This is a genomic window from Phreatobacter sp. (assembly GCF_030691135.1).
Taxonomy (GTDB): Bacteria; Pseudomonadota; Alphaproteobacteria; order Rhizobiales; family Phreatobacteraceae; genus Phreatobacter.
Genome location: NZ_JAUYFA010000099.1, coordinates 1 through 19,777, shown reverse-complemented (window position 1 = coordinate 19,777; position 19,777 = coordinate 1). Strand labels below are relative to the sequence as shown.

At 68.2% G+C, this 19,777-nt stretch carries 18 protein-coding genes; 11 read left to right on the top strand and 7 right to left on the bottom strand.

Going from position 1 to position 19,777, the window contains the following annotated elements:
• Window positions 1-87: 87 nt before the first annotated feature.
• Window positions 88-1,704, bottom strand: coding sequence for a cytochrome c oxidase subunit I (gene ctaD, locus Q8O26_RS18350; RefSeq protein WP_305578237.1), 1,617 nt, complete (start codon window positions 1,702-1,704; stop codon window positions 88-90).
• Window positions 1,705-1,747: 43 nt separating this feature from the next.
• The gene (coxB, locus tag Q8O26_RS18345; protein ID WP_371134605.1) at window positions 1,748-2,665 is read right to left on the bottom strand and encodes a cytochrome c oxidase subunit II; all 918 of its coding nucleotides are present in this window, start codon (window positions 2,663-2,665) and stop codon (window positions 1,748-1,750) included.
• A 511-nt stretch (window positions 2,666-3,176) separates the two neighbouring features.
• On the opposite strand from coxB, the gene Q8O26_RS18340 reads away from it, so the two are divergent.
• The 8 genes from Q8O26_RS18340 to Q8O26_RS18305 all read left to right on the top strand — a co-directional run bounded on the left by Q8O26_RS18340 (window position 3,177) and on the right by Q8O26_RS18305 (window position 12,395).
• The gene (locus Q8O26_RS18340) at window positions 3,177-3,710 is read left to right on the top strand and encodes an invasion associated locus B family protein (protein ID WP_305578294.1); all 534 of its coding nucleotides are present in this window, start codon (window positions 3,177-3,179) and stop codon (window positions 3,708-3,710) included.
• Window positions 3,711-3,786: 76 nt separating this feature from the next.
• Window positions 3,787-5,202: a metalloprotease TldD gene (tldD, locus tag Q8O26_RS18335; RefSeq protein ID WP_305578235.1), complete on the top strand. Its 1,416-nt coding sequence runs from the start codon at window positions 3,787-3,789 to the stop codon at window positions 5,200-5,202.
• A gap of 154 nt (window positions 5,203-5,356) precedes the next feature.
• On the top strand, window positions 5,357-7,204 hold the full coding sequence (locus Q8O26_RS18330; RefSeq protein ID WP_305578233.1) for a monovalent cation:proton antiporter-2 (CPA2) family protein: 1,848 nt from the start codon (window positions 5,357-5,359) through the stop codon (window positions 7,202-7,204).
• Entirely contained in the window at window positions 7,201-8,643 is a 1,443-nt protein-coding gene (locus Q8O26_RS18325) for an MATE family efflux transporter (protein WP_305578231.1), read from the top strand. The genes Q8O26_RS18330 and Q8O26_RS18325 overlap by 4 nt, the downstream gene beginning before the upstream one ends.
• Window positions 8,644-8,711: 68 nt before the next feature.
• Window positions 8,712-9,554, top strand: coding sequence for a DUF937 domain-containing protein (locus Q8O26_RS18320; RefSeq protein WP_305578229.1), 843 nt, complete (start codon window positions 8,712-8,714; stop codon window positions 9,552-9,554).
• 82 nt (window positions 9,555-9,636) lie between these two features.
• The gene (locus Q8O26_RS18315) at window positions 9,637-10,272 is read left to right on the top strand and encodes a Spy/CpxP family protein refolding chaperone (protein ID WP_305578227.1); all 636 of its coding nucleotides are present in this window, start codon (window positions 9,637-9,639) and stop codon (window positions 10,270-10,272) included.
• A gap of 163 nt (window positions 10,273-10,435) precedes the next feature.
• Window positions 10,436-11,866 (top strand): sigma-54 dependent transcriptional regulator, encoded by a 1,431-nt coding sequence (locus tag Q8O26_RS18310; RefSeq protein ID WP_305578225.1) that lies wholly within the window; start codon window positions 10,436-10,438, stop codon window positions 11,864-11,866.
• A gap of 49 nt (window positions 11,867-11,915) precedes the next feature.
• On the top strand, window positions 11,916-12,395 hold the full coding sequence (locus Q8O26_RS18305) for an META domain-containing protein (RefSeq protein ID WP_305578223.1): 480 nt from the start codon (window positions 11,916-11,918) through the stop codon (window positions 12,393-12,395).
• A 7-nt stretch (window positions 12,396-12,402) separates the two neighbouring features.
• Here Q8O26_RS18305 and Q8O26_RS18300 read toward each other — a convergent pair whose 3' ends face one another.
• The 5 genes from Q8O26_RS18300 to Q8O26_RS18280 all read right to left on the bottom strand — a co-directional run bounded on the left by Q8O26_RS18300 (window position 12,403) and on the right by Q8O26_RS18280 (window position 17,980).
• A complete protein-coding gene (locus Q8O26_RS18300; RefSeq protein ID WP_305578221.1) occupies window positions 12,403-14,502 on the bottom strand; it encodes an ABC transporter ATP-binding protein/permease in 2,100 nt (699 codons plus the stop codon).
• 129 nt (window positions 14,503-14,631) lie between these two features.
• A complete protein-coding gene (locus Q8O26_RS18295; protein WP_305578218.1) occupies window positions 14,632-14,922 on the bottom strand; it encodes a hypothetical protein in 291 nt (96 codons plus the stop codon).
• A 117-nt stretch (window positions 14,923-15,039) separates the two neighbouring features.
• Window positions 15,040-15,966: a hypothetical protein gene (locus Q8O26_RS18290; RefSeq protein WP_305578216.1), complete on the bottom strand. Its 927-nt coding sequence runs from the start codon at window positions 15,964-15,966 to the stop codon at window positions 15,040-15,042.
• 151 nt (window positions 15,967-16,117) lie between these two features.
• A complete protein-coding gene (locus tag Q8O26_RS18285) occupies window positions 16,118-16,915 on the bottom strand; it encodes a ChbG/HpnK family deacetylase (protein ID WP_305578214.1) in 798 nt (265 codons plus the stop codon).
• 15 nt (window positions 16,916-16,930) lie between these two features.
• Window positions 16,931-17,980 (bottom strand): glycosyltransferase family 2 protein, encoded by a 1,050-nt coding sequence (locus Q8O26_RS18280; RefSeq protein WP_305578212.1) that lies wholly within the window; start codon window positions 17,978-17,980, stop codon window positions 16,931-16,933.
• Window positions 17,981-18,119: 139 nt separating this feature from the next.
• On the opposite strand from Q8O26_RS18280, the gene Q8O26_RS18275 reads away from it, so the two are divergent.
• The 3 genes from Q8O26_RS18275 to Q8O26_RS18265 are packed head-to-tail and all read left to right on the top strand — an operon-like array spanning window position 18,120 to window position 19,565.
• A complete protein-coding gene (locus tag Q8O26_RS18275; RefSeq protein ID WP_305578210.1) occupies window positions 18,120-18,590 on the top strand; it encodes a GtrA family protein in 471 nt (156 codons plus the stop codon).
• An 18-nt stretch (window positions 18,591-18,608) separates the two neighbouring features.
• Window positions 18,609-19,082, top strand: a complete 474-nt coding sequence (locus Q8O26_RS18270) for a hypothetical protein (protein WP_305578208.1) — start codon at window positions 18,609-18,611, stop codon at window positions 19,080-19,082.
• Between the two features lie 39 nt (window positions 19,083-19,121).
• Window positions 19,122-19,565, top strand: a complete 444-nt coding sequence (locus tag Q8O26_RS18265; protein WP_305578206.1) for a thioesterase family protein — start codon at window positions 19,122-19,124, stop codon at window positions 19,563-19,565.
• The last annotated feature ends 212 nt before the right edge of the window (window positions 19,566-19,777 follow it).

Sequence of the window (19,777 nt, the reverse complement as noted above, 5' to 3'; positions counted from 1 at the left end):
TCTCGAGGGTTTGGCGGGATGACGGTCATCCCTGTCCGGAGCCGAAGCCCGGGGCGTCATGCTCCGGGCTTCATGGCGACGAGCGCTTCAGCGGATCCGCGGAAGCTGCTCGAACTGGTGGAAGGGCGGCGGCGAGGACAGGGTCCATTCCAGGGTGGTCGCACCCTCTCCCCACGGATTCTCGCCTGCGGCTTCCTTGCGGACGAAGGCATGGACGACGCCGCCGAGGAAGATGACCACGCCGACGGCGGCGACATAGGAGCCGACCGACGACACGTAGTTCCACATCGCGAAGGCGTCGGGATAGTCGACGTAGCGGCGCGGCATGCCCTGCAGTCCGAGGAAGTGCTGCGGGAAGAACACCAGGTTGACGCCGACGAACGTCACCCAGAAGTGCAGCTTGCCGATGAACTCGGAGTACATGTAGCCGAACATCTTCGGGAACCAGTAGTACCAGCCGGCGAAGATGGCGAAGACGGCGCCGAGCGACAGCACGTAGTTGAAGTGCGCGACGACGTAATAGGTGTCGTGGAGAGCGCGGTCGACGCCGGCATTGGCGAGGACGACGCCGGTGACGCCACCGACGGTGAAGAGGAAGATGAAGCCGACGGCCCAGAGCATCGGGGTCGTCATGCGGATCGAACCACCCCACATGGTGGCGATCCAGGAGAAGACCTTCACGCCGGTCGGCACCGCGATGACCATGGTGGCGGCGACGAAATAGGCCTGGGTCGTGACCGACAGGCCGGCCGTGTACATATGGTGCGCCCAGACGATGAAGCCGACGACGCCGATCGCGACCATGGCATAGGCCATGCCGAGATAGCCGAAGACGGGCTTCTTCGAGAAGGTCGAGATGATGTGGCTGACGATGCCAAAGGCCGGCAGGATCAGGATGTAGACCTCGGGGTGACCGAAGAACCAGAACAGGTGCTGGTAGAGGATCGGGTCACCGCCGCCGGCCGGATCGAAGAAGGTCGTGCCGAAATTGCGGTCCGTCAGCAGCATGGTGATGGCGCCGGCGAGGACGGGCAGCGACAGCAGCAGCAGGAAGGCCGTGACGAGGACCGACCAGGCGAAGAGCGGCATCTTGTGCAGCGTCATGCCGGGGGCGCGCATGTTGAAGATGGTGGTGATGAAGTTGATCGCGCCGAGGATCGACGAGGCGCCGGCGATATGCAGCGACAGGATCGCGAAATCCATGGCCGGGCCGGGGTGGCCCATCTTCGACGACAGCGGCGGATAGGCCGTCCAGCCACCACCGAAGCCGTTGGAGCCGGTCGGGCCCTCGACGAAGAGGGAGATCAGCAGCAGTGCGAAGGCCGGCGGCAGCAGCCAGAACGAGATGTTGTTCATCCGCGGGAAGGCCATGTCCGGCGCGCCGATCATGATCGGGACGAACCAGTTGGCGAAACCGCCGATCAGCGCTGGCATGACCATGAAAAAGATCATGATCAGGCCGTGGCCGGTGGTGAAGACGTTGAAAGTGTGGGGATTGGTGAAAATCTGCATCCCCGGCTCCATCAGCTCGATGCGGATGCCGATGGAGAGAGCGAACCCGATGAGCCCCGCGATGATCGCGAAGATCAGGTACATCGTGCCGATGTCCTTGTGGTTCGTCGAATAGACGTAGCGGCGCCAACCCGTGGGAATGGCGTGGTCGTCGTGATGGTCGTGACCGGCGGTCGCGTGAGCGTTTGCCATGATGGGGTCGATCCTCGACAGGTATCGTCTCGGGGGCGGCGCGTCAGCGCGCCGCGGGGATATCGTTGGCGGCGACGGTCGTCGCCCGGTCGGCCGAAGCGAAGCGACGCTTCGCATCCTCGACCCAGGTCGCGAACGCCTGTTCCGAGACGACGCGCACGGCGATCGGCATGAAGGCGTGATCCTTGCCGCACAGCTCGGAGCACTGGCCGAAATAGATTCCTTCGCGGGTGGCGCGGAACCAGGTCTCGTTCAGGCGTCCCGGCACAGCGTCGATCTTGACGCCGAAGGACGGCACGGCGAAGGCGTGCAGCACGTCAGAGGACGTCACCTGGACGCGGATCACCTTGTTGATGGGAACCACGACCTCGTTGTCGACGGCGAGCAGGCGCGGCACCTCATTGGCGGGGGCGCCGGCCCGGATGCGCTGCTGGCGCTCGGCATCCGTCTGCATGGTAGAGACGAAGTTGAAGTTGCCGTGGTCGGGATAATCGTAGGACCAGCGCCAGCTCGAGCCCGTCGCCTTGATCGTCATGTCGGCGCGCGGGATCACCTGCTGCTGATAGAGCAGGCGGAACGACGGGATGGCGATGATGATCAGGATCAGCACCGGAATGACCGTCCAGGCCACTTCGAGCCCGACATGGTGGGTGGTCGTCGAGGGCTTCGGGTTGCGCTTCTCGGAGTAGCGGTAGATGCACCAGAGGAGCAGGCCGGCCACGAAGATGCTGATGATCGTGATGATCGGCAGCAGCAGCCAGTTATGGAACCACTGGATGAAATCCATGACCGGAGAGGCGGACTCCTGGAAGGCCAGCCCCCCCGGCACCGGTTGCCCGAGGCCTTGTTGCGCCATAGCCGACCCCGAGGCCGCCATCGCAGCCAGAACCGCCAAGGCACCCGACACACGTGCTCCAAGAGCGGTTTTTCCGCCCCGAGCCGCCGGCGCGCCGTTCCGCATCGCCAAACCCATGTTCTTCCGCTCCGTAGCCAAGGGCCGAAAATCGCCGGACATCGACCCTGTCTCTGTTGTCGCTCGCAGTCCCGGCGGATCGGTTGACCGCACGTCGGGGCTTTCAGCTACCTCTCCTGTACGACCGGGGACGCATCTCCGATCAATGCGTCTCACAAGCGGCTCAGCTGAGGGTTTTGCCGGCCCCTTGAAACACAAAAACGCCATGCTCGCAATGCGACCGTTGAGAGCTTTTCGAGCCTTCGGGACCGCCTGCAGCCTGAAGCGTTTATAAACTCCGGAGACAGGCTTAGGAATTGGCCGAAAGGCGGTCGTCTCCTGTGAAATCGACATGGCCGGACGTTCGCTCCTGCATAATCTTGACACCATTGCGCGAGAATGGTCCCTCGCGGTTCCGTCGTCCCCGCTGCGCGTCGGCGGCGATTCGTTCACCGGGTCAGCGGACCTGGCGACGCCCGCCACAGATCGTGCCCCGAGCTCCGGAGCCCCACGGATGACCATGCCGACATCGCCGCGACTGCCGAGGACGGCCCTGCGCCGCGGCCTCTTGGGCACAGCCTTCGCCGCGCTAGCGCTGGTCGCGGTCAGCGGCGCGGCCCTTGCCCAGGGCGCCGTACGCGCCACCCATGGCGACTGGCAGGTACGCTGCGACACGCCGCCGGGCTCGCGCTCCGAACAATGCGCCCTGGTGCAGAACGTGGCGGCCGAGGACCGGCCCAACGTCGCGCTCACCGTGATCGCGCTGAAGACGGCCGACGGCAGGGCGCGCCTGCTGCGCGTCCTGGCGCCGCTCGGCGTGCTGCTGCCTTCCGGACTCGGCCTGAAGATCGACAGTGCCGATGTCGGCCGCGCCGGCTTCGTGCGCTGCCTGCCCTCTGGCTGCGTCGCCGAGGTGGTGATGGACGACAATCTGCTGGCACAACTCTCCGGCGGCCAGACCGCGACCTTCATCATCTTCCAGACCCCGGAAGAGGGGATCGGCGTGCCGGTCTCGCTCAACGGGTTCAGGCCGGGCTTCGACGCCCTGCCCTGAGGGCGACGGGCTCGCGTCGCGGCGACCGGCACACTAGATAGCCGGTCAGACTTCTTTCCTTCGCGCCGGAGCCGCCATGGCCGACCTGTCCCTCTTCGCCCGCGCCGACCTCGATCCGGCCAGGGCCCGCGCCATCCTCGACGACGCCCTGGCCGGCGCCGACGACGGCGAACTCTTCATCGAATACAAGCAGTCGGAATCGCTGCTCTTCGACAACGGTCGGCTGAAGCAGGCGGGCACCGACAACGGCCAGGGCTTCGGTCTGCGGGCCGTGAAGGGCGAGGCGGTGGGCTATGCCCATTCCTCCGACGTGTCGGAACCGGCGCTGAAGCGGGCGGCCGAGACGGTCAGGGCGGTGGCCGGCGGCTATGCCGGCACGCTGGCCGCCGGGCCCATCCGCTCCAATGTCAGGCTCTATGCCGACGCAAACCCGCTGGACGCGCCCGCCTTCGCCGAGAAGGTGAAGCTGATGGAGACGATCGACGCTTATGCGCGGGCACGCGATCCGAAGGTCAGGCAGGTGACGGTGTCGCTGGCCGGCTCGTGGCAGGTGGTCGAGATCCTCCGGCCCGACGGCGAAACCTTCCGTGACGTGCGGCCGCTGGTGCGCCTCAACGTCACCGTCGTCGCCGGGTCCGGCGACCGCCAGGAGGCCGGCAGCCACGGCTTCGGCGGGCGTGCCGGCTATGCCGGTTTCATCACCGAGGGGCGCTGGAAACATGCCGCCGACGAGGCGATCCGCCAGGCACTGATCAACCTGGAGAGCATCCCCTCCCCCGCCGGCGAGATGGACGTCGTGCTCGGCCCGGGCTGGCCCGGCGTCATGCTGCACGAGGCGGTGGGCCACGGCCTGGAGGGCGACTTCAACCGCAAGGGCCAGTCCGCCTTCGCCGGGCTGATGGGCGAGATGGTGGCGGCCAGGGGCGTCACCGTCGTCGACGACGGCACGATCCCGGACCGGCGCGGCTCGATCTCCATCGACGACGAGGGCACGGCCTCGCACCGCACCGTGCTGATCGAGGACGGGCGCCTCGTCGGCTACATGCAGGACCGGCAGAACGCCCGCCTGATGGGCGTCGCGGCCACCGGCAATGGCCGTCGCGAGAGCTATGCCCATGTCCCGATGCCACGCATGACCAACACCTATATGCTCGGCGGGTCCCACACCAAGGACGAGATCCTCGCCAGCGTGAAGAACGGCCTCTATGCCGTCAGCTTCGGTGGCGGCCAGGTGGACATCACCTCTGGCAAATACGTCTTCGAGTGCACCGAGGCCTACCGGATCGAGAACGGCCGGGTCGGCGCGCCGGTGAAGGGCGCGATGCTGATCGGCTCGGGGCCGGCCGACATGAAGCGGGTCACCATGGTGGGCGACGACATGAGCCTCGACACCGGCATCGGCACCTGCGGCAAGGCGGGACAGTGGGTGCCGGTCGGCGTCGGCCAGCCGACGCTGAAGATGGAGCGGATCACGGTCGGCGGCACGGGCTGAGATCCGCCAGGCCACCGCGGCCGGCACCCTGTCGCCGGCTGACGCTGCGTCATGCGTGAAAACACATGGATGCGGTCCGCGAGATTGCCGCCTAGATATGCGGGGCCGGATTGACGCTATTGTCTCTCCTCCACGCCCCTTCCCCCGCGAGCGCATGGCCGACGCCCATTCCTCCACCGCTTTCGTGATTCCCGCCGTCACGCTGCTGGCCGCGGCGGTGATCGCCGTGCCGCTGTTCCGCCGGGCGCGGCTCGGATCGATCCTCGGCTATCTCGCGGCTGGCCTCGCCATCGGCCCGTTCGGCCTGCGCCTGATCTCGGACCCTGCGTCGATCCTGCATATCGCCGAACTCGGCGTCGTGATGTTCCTCTTCATCATCGGGCTCGAAATGCGGCCGTCGCGGCTGTGGAGCCTGCGCAGGCAGATCTTCGGGCTCGGCCTGCTGCAGGTCGGCGTCTGCACCGGGCTCCTCACCGTGATGGGTCTCGCCGGTGGTTTCCCCCTCGCCGTGTCCTTCGTCGCCGCCGCCGGCTTCGTCCTCACCTCGACCGCCATCGTCATGCAGACGCTGGAGGAACGCGGCGAGCTCAACACGCCGCCCGGCCAGAAGATGGTCTCCATCCTGCTGCTGGAGGACCTCGCCATCGTGCCGCTGCTGGCGCTCGTCGCCTTCCTGGCGCCGACCGTCATCGGGGCGCAGGACGGTAACCTGACCTCGCGGCTGATCGCGGTCGCCATCGGCGTCGGATCGGTCGCCGCGCTGATCGTCGGCGGCCGCTACCTCCTCAATCCGCTGTTCCGTTTCCTCGCCGCCTATGGCGCCCGCGAGGTGATGACCGCGGCGGCCCTGCTCGTCGTGCTCGGATCGGCCCTGGCCCTGCAGCTCGGCGGCCTGTCCATGGCCATGGGCGCCTTCCTTGCCGGCGTGCTGCTGTCGGAGTCCACGTTCCGTCACCAGCTGGAGGCCGATGTCGAGCCGTTCCGCGGCATCCTGCTCGGCCTGTTCTTCATGGCGGTCGGCATGTCGCTCGACCTGTCGGTGGTCATGGCCAGCTGGGCGCTGATCGCCGTCTATGTGGCGGCCTACATGATCGCCAAGGGCATCGGCATCTACGCGGTCGCCCGGCTCACGCGCGCCGGCCACAGCGAGGCCATGGAGCGCACCCTGATGATGGCGCAGGGCGGCGAATTCGCCTTCGTGCTCTATGCCGCCGCCACCAGCACGGGGCTCATCGACGGCCGCGCCAACGCTACCCTGACCGCCATCGTCATCATCTCGATGGTGCTGACGCCGCTGGCGCTGATGGGCCTGCGCTTCCTCATCGCGGCGCCCAAGGCTCCCTCGCTCGACGGGGTGGAGGTCGCCGACGGCCTCACCGGCGAGGTGCTGATGATCGGCTTCGGCCGTTTCGGTCAACTGGCGTCGCAGGCGCTGCTGTCGGAGCGGGCGGAGGTCACCATCATCGACAACAATGTCGAGATGATCCAGGCGGCCGGCACGTTCGGGTTCCGCATCTATTACGGCGACGGCACCCGCCTCGACGTGCTGCGTGCTGCCGGTGCGGGCACCGCCCGGCTGATCTGCGTCTGCGTCGACAAGCAGGAGGCCTCCGACAAGATCGTCGAGCTGATCAAGGCCGAGTTCCCGTTCGCCAAGCTGTTCGTGCGCGCCTTCGACCGGCAGCACACGATCAAGCTCAGGGAAGAGGGCGTCGACTACGAGATCCGCGAGGTGCTGGAGAGCGCCCTGGTCTTCGGGCGCGAGGCTCTCGTCGCGCTCGGCATCGACCGCGAGATCGCCGCCCAGACGATGGCCGACCTGCGCAAGCGCGATGCGGCGCGGCTGGAACTGCAGATGCATGAGGGCATCCAGGCCGGCCGGCACCTCATGCACCAGCAGCGTGTCACGCCGGCGCCGCTGGTCGAGCCGGCCCGCAAGGCGAAGGCCCTCAACCCGGAAGCCGAGGACGTGCTGGCGGACGAGACGAGGTTCTCGGGATGACAGTCGTCGCCCCGGCCCGCATGCCGGGCAAGTTCACGCAGGGCTCCACCATGCGCCACGTGATCGTCATGACCCTCACCGGGTCAGTCGGTCTGATGGCCGTCTTCATGGTCGACCTCCTCAACCTGTTCTACATCGCCCAGCTCGGCGAGCAGGAGCTGGCCGCCGCCATCGGCTATGCCGGCACGGTCCTGTTCTTCCTGACCTCCTTCGCTATCGGCCTGTCGATCGCCGGAACCGCGCTGGTATCGCGGGCGCTGGGGGCCGGCGACCGGGAGAAAGCGCGGCGGCTGGCGACGTCCAGCCTCATCGGCATGGCGCTGTCGATGGCGATCCTGTCGGCGATGATGCTGCCCGTATCCGGCTTCCTGCTCTCCTCACTCGGGGCAACCGGCCGCACCCTCGCCATCGCCGACCGTTTTCTCTGGATGGTGGTGCCGGCCACGGCCTTTCTCGGCCTCGGCATGATGTATGCGGCGATCCTGCGCGCCATCGGCGACGCCAAGCGCGCCATGTGGGTGACGCTGACCGGCGGGGTCGTGACGGCCATCCTCGATCCGGTCTTCATCTTCGCGCTCGGTCTCGGCGTCGACGGAGCGGCCGTGACCTCGATCATCTCGCGCTGCGCCATGGCCTATATGGGCTTCCGTGGCGTCACGCTGGTGCATCGGCTGACCGCCCGGCCCGTCCTGGCGGATGTCCTCGGCGACATCAGGCCGATCGCCGCCATCGCCGTGCCGGCGGTGCTGACCAATATCGCGACGCCCGTCGGCAACGGCATCGTCACCGCGATGATCGCCCGCTACGGCGACGGGGCGGTCGCCGGCTGGGCGGTGCTCGGCCGCCTCGTGCCGGTGGCCTTCGGGGCCTATTTCGCCCTGTCCGGATCGGTCGGGCCGATCATGGGTCAGAATGTCGGGGCCCGGCAGTTCGGTCGCGTCCGGCAAACCCTGGTGGATGCTCTGGTCTTCCTCAGCCTCTACGGCGTCGCGGTCTGGCTGGCGCTGCTCATGCTGTCGCCCCATGTCGTCCGACTCTTTGACGCCACCGGAACTTCCGCCGCGGTCATCGCCTTCTTCTGCGTCTATGCCTCGCTCGGGTGGGCCTTCAACGGTGCGGTTTTCGTCGGCAATGCCGCCTTCAACAATCTCGGCTTCCCGACCTATTCGACGGCGCTGAACTGGGCGCGGGCGACGGTGGGTACCGTGCCCTTCGCCATGGCAGGGGCCTGGATCGCCGGCCCCGAGATGGGCGCGCAGGGAATCATCGCCGGCCAGGCCGCCGGCGGCATCCTGTTCGGCATCCTGTCCATGGTCATCTGCTTCCGTGTCATCGACCGGATATCCACCCGCCCGCCCGGCGATCCGCCGGCGGCGACCGGGCCGGCGAGCGGGCTGTCGCCCTTCACCTCGGGCAAGGGCGCCACAGCGGGGTCGTGACGCTGGCCGGGCGCCGTGATTAGATGGGCGGCTAACGGGGCGGGAATCGACCCCGGGGGGAGCCATCGATGTTCAACCTCGCCGACATCCTCGCCCAGGCGCAGGCAAAGCAGGGCTTCGACCAGTTCGCCGGCCAGTTCGGGATGGCACCACAGCAGGTCAGGACGGCGATGGACGCCCTTTTGCCGGCCTTCTCGCTGGGTCTCAACCGCGCGACGCAGTCGCCCGCCGACATGGCCAATCTCTTCGGCCTTTACACGACGGGCACCAACTATGCCCAGATGTTCGAGCAGCCCATGCAGGCGGGCCAGACGATGATGGCGGCCGGTCAGCAGGCCCTGACCCGTATCTTCGGCACGCCCGAACTCACCCAGGCCATCGCCCAGCAGACGGCGGTGGCGACCGGCATGCAGCAGGAGGCGATGCGGCAGGTCATGCCGATGATGGCCTCGCTCCTGATGGGCGGCCTGATGAAGGGCGCGATGAGCGGGCAAAACCCGCTCGGCGAGATGTTAACCGCCATGATCACCCGGATGATGCCGCCGCAGGCGACGGCCGCCGCCGACCCGATGGGCGGCATGATGGGCATGTTCACCAATTTCTTCGGGCCGGCGGCGGCCCCCAAACCGGCTGCAATGCCGGGCATGCCGGGCCTCGAGCAGATGATGGAGATCGCCCGCCAGATGCAGGCCGCCAATCCACTGCTCGCCGCCGCCATGAACCCGCAGGCACCTCAGGCCGAGACGGCCGGGGCACGCACGATGGGCCAGCAGGCGGCCGATACCTGGACCGCCACGATGGGCCGCATGTTCGAGGCCGGCCGCGAGGTCCAGGAGCAGCAATTCATCCAGCTCGAGAAGCTCTTCTCCGAGTTCGGCACGGCGACCGCACCGAAGCCTCCGCCCACATGAACGAAGTTTAACTCGGTCCATCGGCCGCAGTGGCGTATTTTCTCCTCATCGAACTGGGGCAACCCCACGAGGAGACTCTCCCATGAAGAAGTTGATCATTGCCGCCGGCGTCGCGGCCAGCATGGCGATCGGCGCCGTCGCCCTTGCCCAGCCGGGTCCCGGCGGGCCGCGCGGCCCCAACGCGGAGGCGGGCCCCGGTGGTGAAGGCTATCGCGGCGGCCCGGGCCGCATGATGCAGATGAGCCCCGAGGATCGCGCCGCCATGACGGATGCGCGGATCGCCGGCTTCAAGGCCATGCTCCGCCTCAATAGCGAGCAGGAGCGGCACTGGCCGGCGCTGGAAACGGCGATGCGCGAGGCCGCTACCCAGCGTAGCCAGCGCATGACGGAGCAGATGCAGCGCCGGCGCGACATGCGCGAGAACCGTGATGCCGCCGCCCGCCCGGATCCGGTGCAGCGCCTGCGCACCATGGCCGACCGCATGGGCGAGAACGCCGCGTCCATGCGCAAGCTCGCCGATGCGGCGGGTCCGCTCTATGCCTCGCTCGACGAGGGCCAGAAGCGCCGCGTCGACCGCATGATGCAGCGCGGCGGCCGGATGATGATGGGTGGCGGTGGCGGCGGCTGGGGCGGCGAGGGCCACGGCGGCCATGGTCGCGGTGGCCATTGGGAGCGCCATCAGGGCGGCCCGGGCCGCGGCGAGGGCGGCCGGCTCTGAAATCCTCAGATCCTCTCGACATTTGACGGGCCCGCTCATGCGGGCCCGTTCCGTTTCGGGACGCCATCCGGCCGATTTGGCAAGGGATTGGAAACGCCGCGTTTACCCTGATCGTGGAGAGTGGCCGCATTGAAGTTCGGTCCGCGTGAGGGGTCGCCCGGCCATGATGCCTTTCCAGGGCCCAGAAGAGCCCGCGCCCCGGCATGTCCGGCGTCTCGTCCTGATCATCGATGCCGATCCGGCCTTCCGGCGCATGGCCGGCCAGGCGCTGGCTTCCGAGGTCGATTGCCGCGCGGCGGAGACCATCGACGACGGGCTGGAGATCCTCGACCAGCGCGATCCAGACCTGGTGATTGTCTCGATGGACGGCGCCGACGCCCCCCATGCCGGCGATATCGAGGCCCTCCGCTTCGCCGGCTATGAAGGCCCGATCCTCGCCACCAGCGCCCGCGTCTCCCTCGGCTTCGCCGTCGAGGCCATGCGCGCCGGCGCCAGCGACGTCGCCGGCAAGCCGGTGTCGGGGCCGGACCTCGTCCGGCGCGTCGGCAAGCTGATCGAGGCCGAGCGCGCTCCGGCGAGGCCGCGCCGGACCGGCGGGCGCGACGCCACCGATTTCGAGGGCTTCATCGGCGCCTCCGCTGCGATGACAGAGGTCTACGAGCAGATCCGCCGCATCGGCCCCTCGAAGGCGCCGGTCTTTGTCACCGGCGAGAGCGGCACGGGCAAGGAGGTCACTGCCCAGGCCATCCACACCCATTCCGGCCGGCCCGCCACGCGCTTCGTGGCGCTGAACTGCGGCGCCATCCCGAAGGACCTGATGGAGAGCGAGATCTTCGGCCATGTGAAGGGCGCCTTCACCGGGGCGACCGAAGACCGCGCGGGTGCCGCCGAACTCGCCGATGGCGGGACGCTGTTCCTCGACGAGATCTGCGAGATGGATCTCGCCCTGCAGACCAAGCTGCTGCGATTCATCCAGACCGGCGAGATGCGGCGCGTCGGCGACACGCGCACCCGCGAGGTCGACGTGCGCTTCGTCTGCGCCACCAACCGCGACCCGCGGGCCGATGTCGCTGCGGGACGGTTCCGCGAGGACCTCTATTACCGGCTCTGCGTGCTGCCGATCCATCTGCCGCCGCTCCGGCGGCGCGGCGACGACGTGCTCTGCCTGGCGGAGGCCTTCCTCGGCCGCTTCTCGGCGGAAGAGGGCCGGCATTTCCGCGGCTTCGACCCGGCGGCAGCACAGATCGTCGCCCGCTATTCCTGGCCGGGCAATGTCCGGCAGTTGCAGAACGTCATCCGCCGCCTCGTCGTCATGCATGACGGCGAACACGTGACGGCGCCCATGCTGCCCCTGGCGCTCGCCCATGGCTCGCAGCCCGCGGCGGCAGGCACCGCGCCGGCAACGTCGACGGTCGGCGACCTCAGGCCGTCGGTAGAGCCGTTCTGGGTGCAGGAACGGCGGATCATCGAGGAAGCGCTCGCCGCCTTCGACGGCAACCTGTCACGGGCCGCCGCCGCCCTCGAGATCAGCCCGTCCACCATCTACCGAAAGCGGGAGAGCTGGGCGCGCGAAGGGCTTCAGCAGGCCGGCTGATGTCGGGGCCGGGGTTGAACCGCCGGCTCCATCTGCCTAAACCGGGGGCATGACCCCAACACGTCCTGCGATCGTCGCGTCCCTGGCGGCGGCGGCCCTCATCACCGCCACAGCGGCCGCCGAAGCCCAGCGCCGGCAGGAGCCGCAGCGCCAGCGCCAGCCGACCCGCGCCGAGGTCATGCTGTTCCACAGCTTTCCTGTCGGGTTGCGCCTCGCTGTGGTGTCGGTCAACGGCCGGCGGCCGGTGGCCAACGACCGGCCGGCCTTCACCTTCACGCCGGGCCTCCGGATGACCGGCTTCGGCGGCTGCAACCCGGTCAGCGCCGACTACCGCCGCAATGCCGGCCCGAGCGACATCCGCTTCGGACCGCTGAACTTCATCGAGCGGAAGTGCGGTGGCGAGGTCGACCGGCAGGAGCGCGCCATCTTCTGGGCGATCCAGGGCGCGACCCGCTGGCGGCCGCACGGCGCGCGCGGCATGACCTTCACCGGCGTGCGCGGCACGGTGACCTTCGAGCCGGCCTTCTGACCCCGCCTCAGGCCTTGACCAGCGCCATCAGCGGCGCGTCGCCGGCGACGTGGAGACCCGTCTCGTCCTTGACCAGATGGATGCGGCGGTCGTGGAAGTTCACCAGCGTCGAGCGGTGGCCGATCGACACGATGGTGGAATTCGGCAACCGGTCGCACAGCGCCTTGTAGAGGGCGGCCTCACCGGTCTCGTCGATGGCAGCGGTCGCCTCGTCGAGGAAGAGCCAGTCCGGCTTGCACAGCAGCGCGCGGGCGAGGGCCAGTCGCTGCTGCTCGCCGCCCGACAGGATCTGGTGCCAGGCGGCCTCCTCGTCGAGGCGGGTGGCCAGCGCCGAGAGGTTCATTGCCTCCAGAGCCTCGACGATCGCGGCATCGGTATAGGCGCCGCGCTCGGCTGGGTAGGTAACCGCGTCGCGCAGCGTCGCCACCGGGAAATAGGGCCGCTGTGGCAGCAGCATGATGTCGGCCCCCGCGGGCGAGACGACGGTGCCCGATCCATGCGGCCAGATGCCGGCAATGGCGCGGAACAGCGTCGACTTGCCCGAGCCCGACGGACCGGTGACCAGCACGCGTTCACCGGCATTGACGGTGAGGTCGGGGGCGGAGACGAGTTGCTGGCCATCCGGCAGGGTCACGGCGAGGTTGGCGAGCTGCAGACGGTCGCCGTCGCGGACAGTGTCGATGGCCGTCGCCGGCTTCGCCCTCGCGCCGTCGGCCGACTTCTCGAACCCGGTGAGGCGATCGATCACCGACTTGTAGTCGGCCAGCGAGGCATAGAGGTTGGTGAAGATGAGAAGGGCCGATTCCACCCGGCCGAAGGCGCCGGCCGTCTGGGTCAGGGCGCCGAGCTGCACCGCGCCGGAGAAATAGGCCGGCGCCAGCAGGATGAAGGGAAAGATCACCGAGGCCTGGTTGACGAAGGTCGTGAACCAGGTGAGCCGCTTGGTGTATTTCATGTAGTCGAACCAGTTCGACACGACGTTGCCGAAGCGACGCGTCAGGCCCTGGGCCTCGGCATTCTCGCCCTTGAGAAGGGCGATCTGCTCGTCGTTCTCGCGCACGCGCACAAGCGCATAACGGAAGTCCGCCTCGTAGCGCTGGCGCAGGAAGTTGATGCCGATCAGCTTGCGGCCGATGAGATGGGCGCAGACCGTGCCGAAGATGGCGACGAAGAGGGCGGCATAGACGAGGTAGCCGGGGATCGATTCGAGGTCGATGCCGAGCACGTTGTATTTGAAGCTCGCCGACAGGCCCCAGAGGATGAGCACGAAGGCATAGAGCGACAGGATCGCCGAGAAGAAGCGGATCATCAGGCCGAGCGTGTTGTCGGTGAACAGCCTGACGTCCTCGGCGATGCGCTGGTCGGGGTTGTCGGCCTGGTTCCCCTGCAGGCGCATGCGATAATGACCGCCGTCGTCGAGCCAGTGGCCCGTCAGCCTGGCGGTCATCCAGCGGCGCCAGCGCATCTGCGTGAACTGGGTGAGATAGAGTTCATAGACGGCGAGGATCACCCAGAGAAAGGCGACGATAGTGAAATATTGCAGTTCGACCCAGAACGTCGCCTCGGCGCGCTGCTGGAGCGCGGTGTAGAAGCGGTTGTTCCACTGGTTGAGCAGCACCGTCGCAAGAACCTGGGCGATGTTGATGACCAGCAGCAGGTAGAGCAGGGCATGCGCGATGTAGCGTTCCTGCAGGCGGAAGGCGATGCCAAAGGGCAGCTCGATGGTGCCGACGTCACGCGTCTCGAAGAAGGGATCTGCGAGATTGGTGATCTGGCGGATCGTGCCGACGAAGCTCAGGCCATAGACGCCGAGGGCGAAGATCACCGACAGGAGGATGCTGGCCCGCGTCGGCAGATAGGGGCCGAGAGCCTCGGAGATCAGGCCGGCTTCGTTGGCGAGCAGGATGGCGAGCGAGACGAGGTGCCAGACGACGAGGAAGCCGATGATCGCCCGGATGAGCGTCGATGTCGGCCGCGACAGCCAGGCGACGACGGCGGCGACCATCGTCAGGATGAACACATAGGGCGGCAGGTCGACCCATCCGACGAGCCTCGCCACCGCCAGCGCGAGGCCGGCCGATCCTGCTGCTATGGCGATGGGAAGCATGAGGGAACCCCGGGGCTGGTCGGAAAGGGAAAGGCCGTGCGGAAGAGTGTGGGCAACCCTGGGCGAGTAACGATCCCCCCGGCGCGCGTCCTCATGAATCACACGCCCCGCGGCATGGGAAGAGCCATGTCAGGACAGCGCATCGGAGGGCGCGCCGGCAAGCGCCTGGCGCAACTCCTCCTCAGTGACGAGGCGCATGGCCTTCAGCACCTTCACCGCTTCGGTGCGGCGTCCGACGCGCATGATGAGGATGACGGTTTCGGCATCGCCGCATTCGGGATGGGAACAGGCGATCTCGCTGACGGTCACGCCGTCATCTTCCGTTAGGTGAAGGATCTCGCGGACGAGGGTTGTCAGGCGGCGCGACGCGTCCGCCGTCTCCGGATCCGGTGCCCTGCGGTTGAAGAAGAAACGTGCCATGGCCTTGCCTTGTCAGCGCGAGTTATGGCCGATCCATGGCGCAGACGGAAGCGCCCGGCAGGCCCGCTCACGCGGCTGTGCACGGCGGCTGTGCACGGCGGCCGGGCCGCCCGGCGCTCAGAAGGCGCCGCCGAGCTTCACACGCACCTGGTGGCGCTCGAAATTGACGAGGTCGAGGCCGCCGGTGGCGGCGCCCGCCGCCCTGCCCCAGACCTGGGCGTTCCAGGCGAGCGAGACGAAGGTGTCCTTCAGCGGGCCGACATCGCCGATCTTGTGGAAGAGGGTCGGACCGACGAGCACGGCATGGCCGCCCCACTGGTTGAGGAAAGCGCCGCCATAGGCGGCGACATAGCGCAGATTGCCGCCGACGAAGGTGCTGCTGCCCTCGCCCAGCCGCCAGGCCAGGGCACCGCCGAGCTCGAGACTGGAATCGTTGGCATAGCCGAGCGCGCCGCGCGGGCGCTCGGTGCCCGGGCCGATATTGAGGTTGACGGAGCCGTAGAGCCGGTCGCCGATCAGCGCGGCATCGGCGGCGATCTTGAAGGTGGCGGCGAAACGCTCGGCGGAGATGCCGAGCCCCTCGGAGAAGCGGCCCCAGCGCAGTTCCAGGCCGACGGTGAGGCCGGGATCGAAGGGCGACGCGCCGCGCTCCTTCAATTGGTAGCGCACCTGTCCGGCGATGCCGTCGAAGCCGAAGCGGTTCTGATTCGGATAGCCGGGAACGGTGTTGTTGCGGATGTCGTGATAGGCCGCCCACACCGCCAGCGAGACCTGCAGGCGCTGGACCGGCGTCCAGCCGGCCTCGAGTTTGGTATTGATGCCGGTGTAACGGCCATCGAATTTACCGAAGCGGGCGGTGATCTCGGAGGTCAGCCCGCGGTCGCCGGGGCTGCCGACGCCGGTGCCGTCGAGAAAGCCATAGGCGTCATCGGGCCCGGCGGCCTCGCTCGCCGGCGCGCCGGCCTGCGGGCGACCGACATCGGCCGCCATGGCGGGCAGGGCGAAGAGCGATGCGGCCACGGCCGCTGCGGCGATGCGATTCATGTCCTGCCCCCGGTGATCCCCTCGCCGGAACCCGCCCCGGCGCTCCCAATGGCAGGGGCGACCGCACGACAATGTCCCGACGGTGATTCGTAATCTACTCTCGATTACCTGCAAATCATTCGCAACAGGAAATTGCAGAAGCGAGGCAGGCTCAGGCGAGCACGAAGCCGGCCGTCGCCAGATCGGCCGGGAAGGCGTCGCCGGCGAGATAGGTATATTCGTGGGCGCGAGGCTCATGGACCGGATCGACCCCCCTCAGCGCCTCGTCGACATGGCCGGGATGGACCATGACGAGAGCGGCATCCGGCAACCGTGTGAGGAAAGTCGGGAAAATGGCAGCGAAATTGGAGGCCTGGCGGAAGTCGTAGGCGCCGGAAAAGGCCGGGTTGGTCGGCACGCCGTGACGCGCAAGGAGGCGGCGCAGGCCCCGCGACAGGCCGGCGATGACCTGCCCCTTGAGGCCCGTCCCGGCGCCGCCCGGCCCGCTGCACTGGCGGATCCATGCGCCCGGCGCATGGCGCTCCGCCGCGGCCACGACGAGGTCGCGGATGCCGGGCAGGAGATGGGCGTGCTGATGCCCGTCGACAAAGGCGGGCGGCGCGCCGAAGGCGGCGATGAAGGCCCGCATCTGCGCCGCGATCTCGGCGGCGACTTCGGCGCGATCGAGCCGGCGCAGATGCGATCGCATCAGGAGCGAACCGATGCCCTCCGCCATGGCCAGACGCGGCGCCGTGAGGGGCGTCAGCCCTCCGGTGAGCGTTAGATGCAGGCCGATCTGGAACCCGGGCGGCGCGACCGCAATCAGCCGTTGCGCCTCGGCGGCGAGGTCCGGTCCCGGCGTCATCACCGAGGTGGCGTTCAGGCGCCCGGCGGCCGCCAGTTCACGGATGGCGCGCGAGACCCCCGGCGCCAGCGCATAGTCATCGGCGCAGAGGATCAGGCGCTTCATCGGGCGGGTCCGCGCTCAGTCGCCCTGGGCGAGCGGGCCCGGGGCGTCGGTGGTCGCGGCCTGGTCGGCGGCACGTTTCAGGCTCTGCTCGGCGACGAGATAGACCGGCCGTCCCTTCAGTTCCGAGAGGATCTTGCCGATGTATTCGCCGAGGACGCCGATCATCAGCAGCTGGACGCCGCCGATGAAGGTGACCGCCACGAAGACCGAGGGATAGCCCGGCACGCCCCGGCCGTTGATGATGGTCTCGCCGACGATGAACAGGCCGTAGCAGAAGGCGAGCGCGGCCAGCAGCGCGCCGAGAAGGCTGGCGAGCCGCAGCGGCACGATCGAGAACGAGGTCAGGCCCTCGATCGAAAAGGCGAGGAGACCCCAGAAGCTCCACTTGGCCTCGCCCTGTTCGCGGGCGTCCGGCTCGTAGGGGATGCCGATCTGGCGGAAGCCGACCCAGCTCGACAGGCCCTTGAAGAAGCGGCCGCGCTCGGGGAGGCGGCGCAGGGCCGCAGCGGCCCGCGGCGACAGCAGGCGGAAGTCACCGGCATCGGCCGGAATCTTGTGGCGGACGCCGGCATTGACCAGGCCGTAGAACGCGTTGACGAACATGGTGCGCAGGCGCGGCTCGTCGCGGCGATGGGCCTTGTAGGTGAAGACGACGTCATAGCCCTCGTCGAGCCAGCGCGACACGAGCGTCTCGGCCACCGCGGTCGGATGCTGGCCGTCCGCATCCATGAAGATCACGGCACCGAAGCGGGCATTGTCGAGGCCGGCGAGGAGGGCCGCCTCCTTGCCGAAATTGCGCGAGAAACCGATGACCTGGACATCGGCGCCGTCGGGTTTGAGACTTTCGGCCACCGCCAGCGTACCGTCGCGCGAGCCGTCGTCGACATAGAGGATCTCGACCGCAAGGCCCCGCTGTTCCCTGAGCTTGCGGGCGAAGGCCGTCAGCTTGGCATGGGTGTGAGGGAGAGCCTCGGCTTCGTTATAGGCCGGCACCACGATGGTGAGGCCGAAGGGCGGCGTCTCGGCGCCGGGAAAGGCGATGACACGCCTGTCGCTGATGATCATGTGCCGACGGCCCGGGGACCGCTCCTGAAACTGGGATCATGATAGCCGAGTTCACGCCGCCGTGAAGGGCGATTGCAGATCATGGTCACCGCGTGCCGGCTGTTTCATGGTGCAAAAGCGTGTAGACGACGGCGCTGTGATGAATGACGGACAACAGAACCCGCCCGCCGGCCGCACCGCCGCCCTGATGCGCGAAGGCCGCAAGATGCTGTCCTTCGGCGTGATCGGCGTCGGCAACGGCTTCGTCAACTATGCGATCACCGTCGGCGTGACCGTGCTGGCGCTCACCCCCCTCGGCCTTGCCGCGAGCGACCCGGCCCTCGGCCTCGCCAAGGCGCTGGGCTGGGCGGTGGCGGTGTCGAACTCCTACCTGTTCAACACGCTCTTCACCTTTTCCGCCGAGAGCGGCCGGCGACTGACCTGGCCGACCTATCTGCGCTTCGTCGCCTCCGGCACGGTGGGGCTTGCCATCGAGGTCGTCAGCTTTCTCTTCGCGGTGCGCTATCTCCCCCTGTCGCTCGCCGCGATCGTGCCCATCGGCCTCGCCTTCGTCGCCAATTTCGCGATGGCGCGGATCTTCGTCTTCTCCCGGCCGGGCGGCCGGCACTGACACTGCAGGGGGCCTTCCATGGCCATGGACACACCGGCGCGCAGCTTCCCGCCCTTCGGCTCGGACGCCGCTATCCTCGCTATCGTCGAGGCCTTCCGGGCGCGCACCCTGCCCTTCGCCGACTGGTCGCACCAGGCCCACCTCGCCACCGGCCTCTGGCACGTGGCGACCTATGGCGAGACGGCGGCGCGGGTCCTGCTCCGCGAGGGGATCAAGGCCTATAATCTCGCCGGCGGCAGGGTCAACGACGCCATGCGCGGCTATCACGAGACGGTGACGGTGTATTTCGTCTGGTCCGCCGCCCGGTTCCTCAAGGCCGGCGCTCCGGCTGATCTCGCCGGCCGGGTCAATGCCTATGTCGCCGGCCCCTTCGGCGCCAAGGACGGCGTTTTCACCTTCTGGACGCGGGAGTGCCTGCTGTCGCCGCAAGCGCGGCTGGCCTGGGTCGAGCCGGACATCCGCCCCCTCGATCCGGCGGCGCTCCTCGCCTAGCCTGCCGATGCCACTTCTCCCTCGAGAAAGCCCCTGCCGATGACCGTCGTCCCGCCTCGCCCGACGCCCCGCCTGCGGAGCGACTTCACCTGGTTCTCGCCGATCCAGACGCGCTGGTCGGACAATGACCAGTACGGCCACGTCAACAATGTCGTCTATTATTCCTATTTCGACACGGTGGTGAACGCCTTCCTCATCGCCGAGGCCGGCTTGGTGCCGGTGACCGGGCCGTGGATGGGCCTCGTCGTCGACACGCGCTGCTCCTATTTCGCCCCCGCCAGCTACCCCGCGCCGCTGGAGGCAGGCCTCGCCTTCGCCGAGGCTGGCAGGTCGAGCCAGCGCTACGAGATCGGCATCTTCGCGCAGGGCGGCGAGACGACCCTCGCCCATGGCCATTTCGTCCATGTCTATGTGGATGCCGCCAGCCGGCGGCCGATCGCGTTGCCGGAAAGCCTCACGGCGGCGATCGCGCGGGCCCGTTAATCCCGCGTTGCGACACCTTGCCTTATTTCAGCTATGGAACCTGGCCATCGTGTTGACGACGAACGGATTCATGACAGATCGCATCGCCCCCCGGCTGGTCCTCGCCGCGCTTCTCAGCGCCACGGGGCCGCTCGTGCCCTTCGCAGCCATGGCGCAGGCGGTGCCGAGCGCCGTCGAGGCGCCGGCCGCCCCCGTGGCGGCGCCGGCCGAGC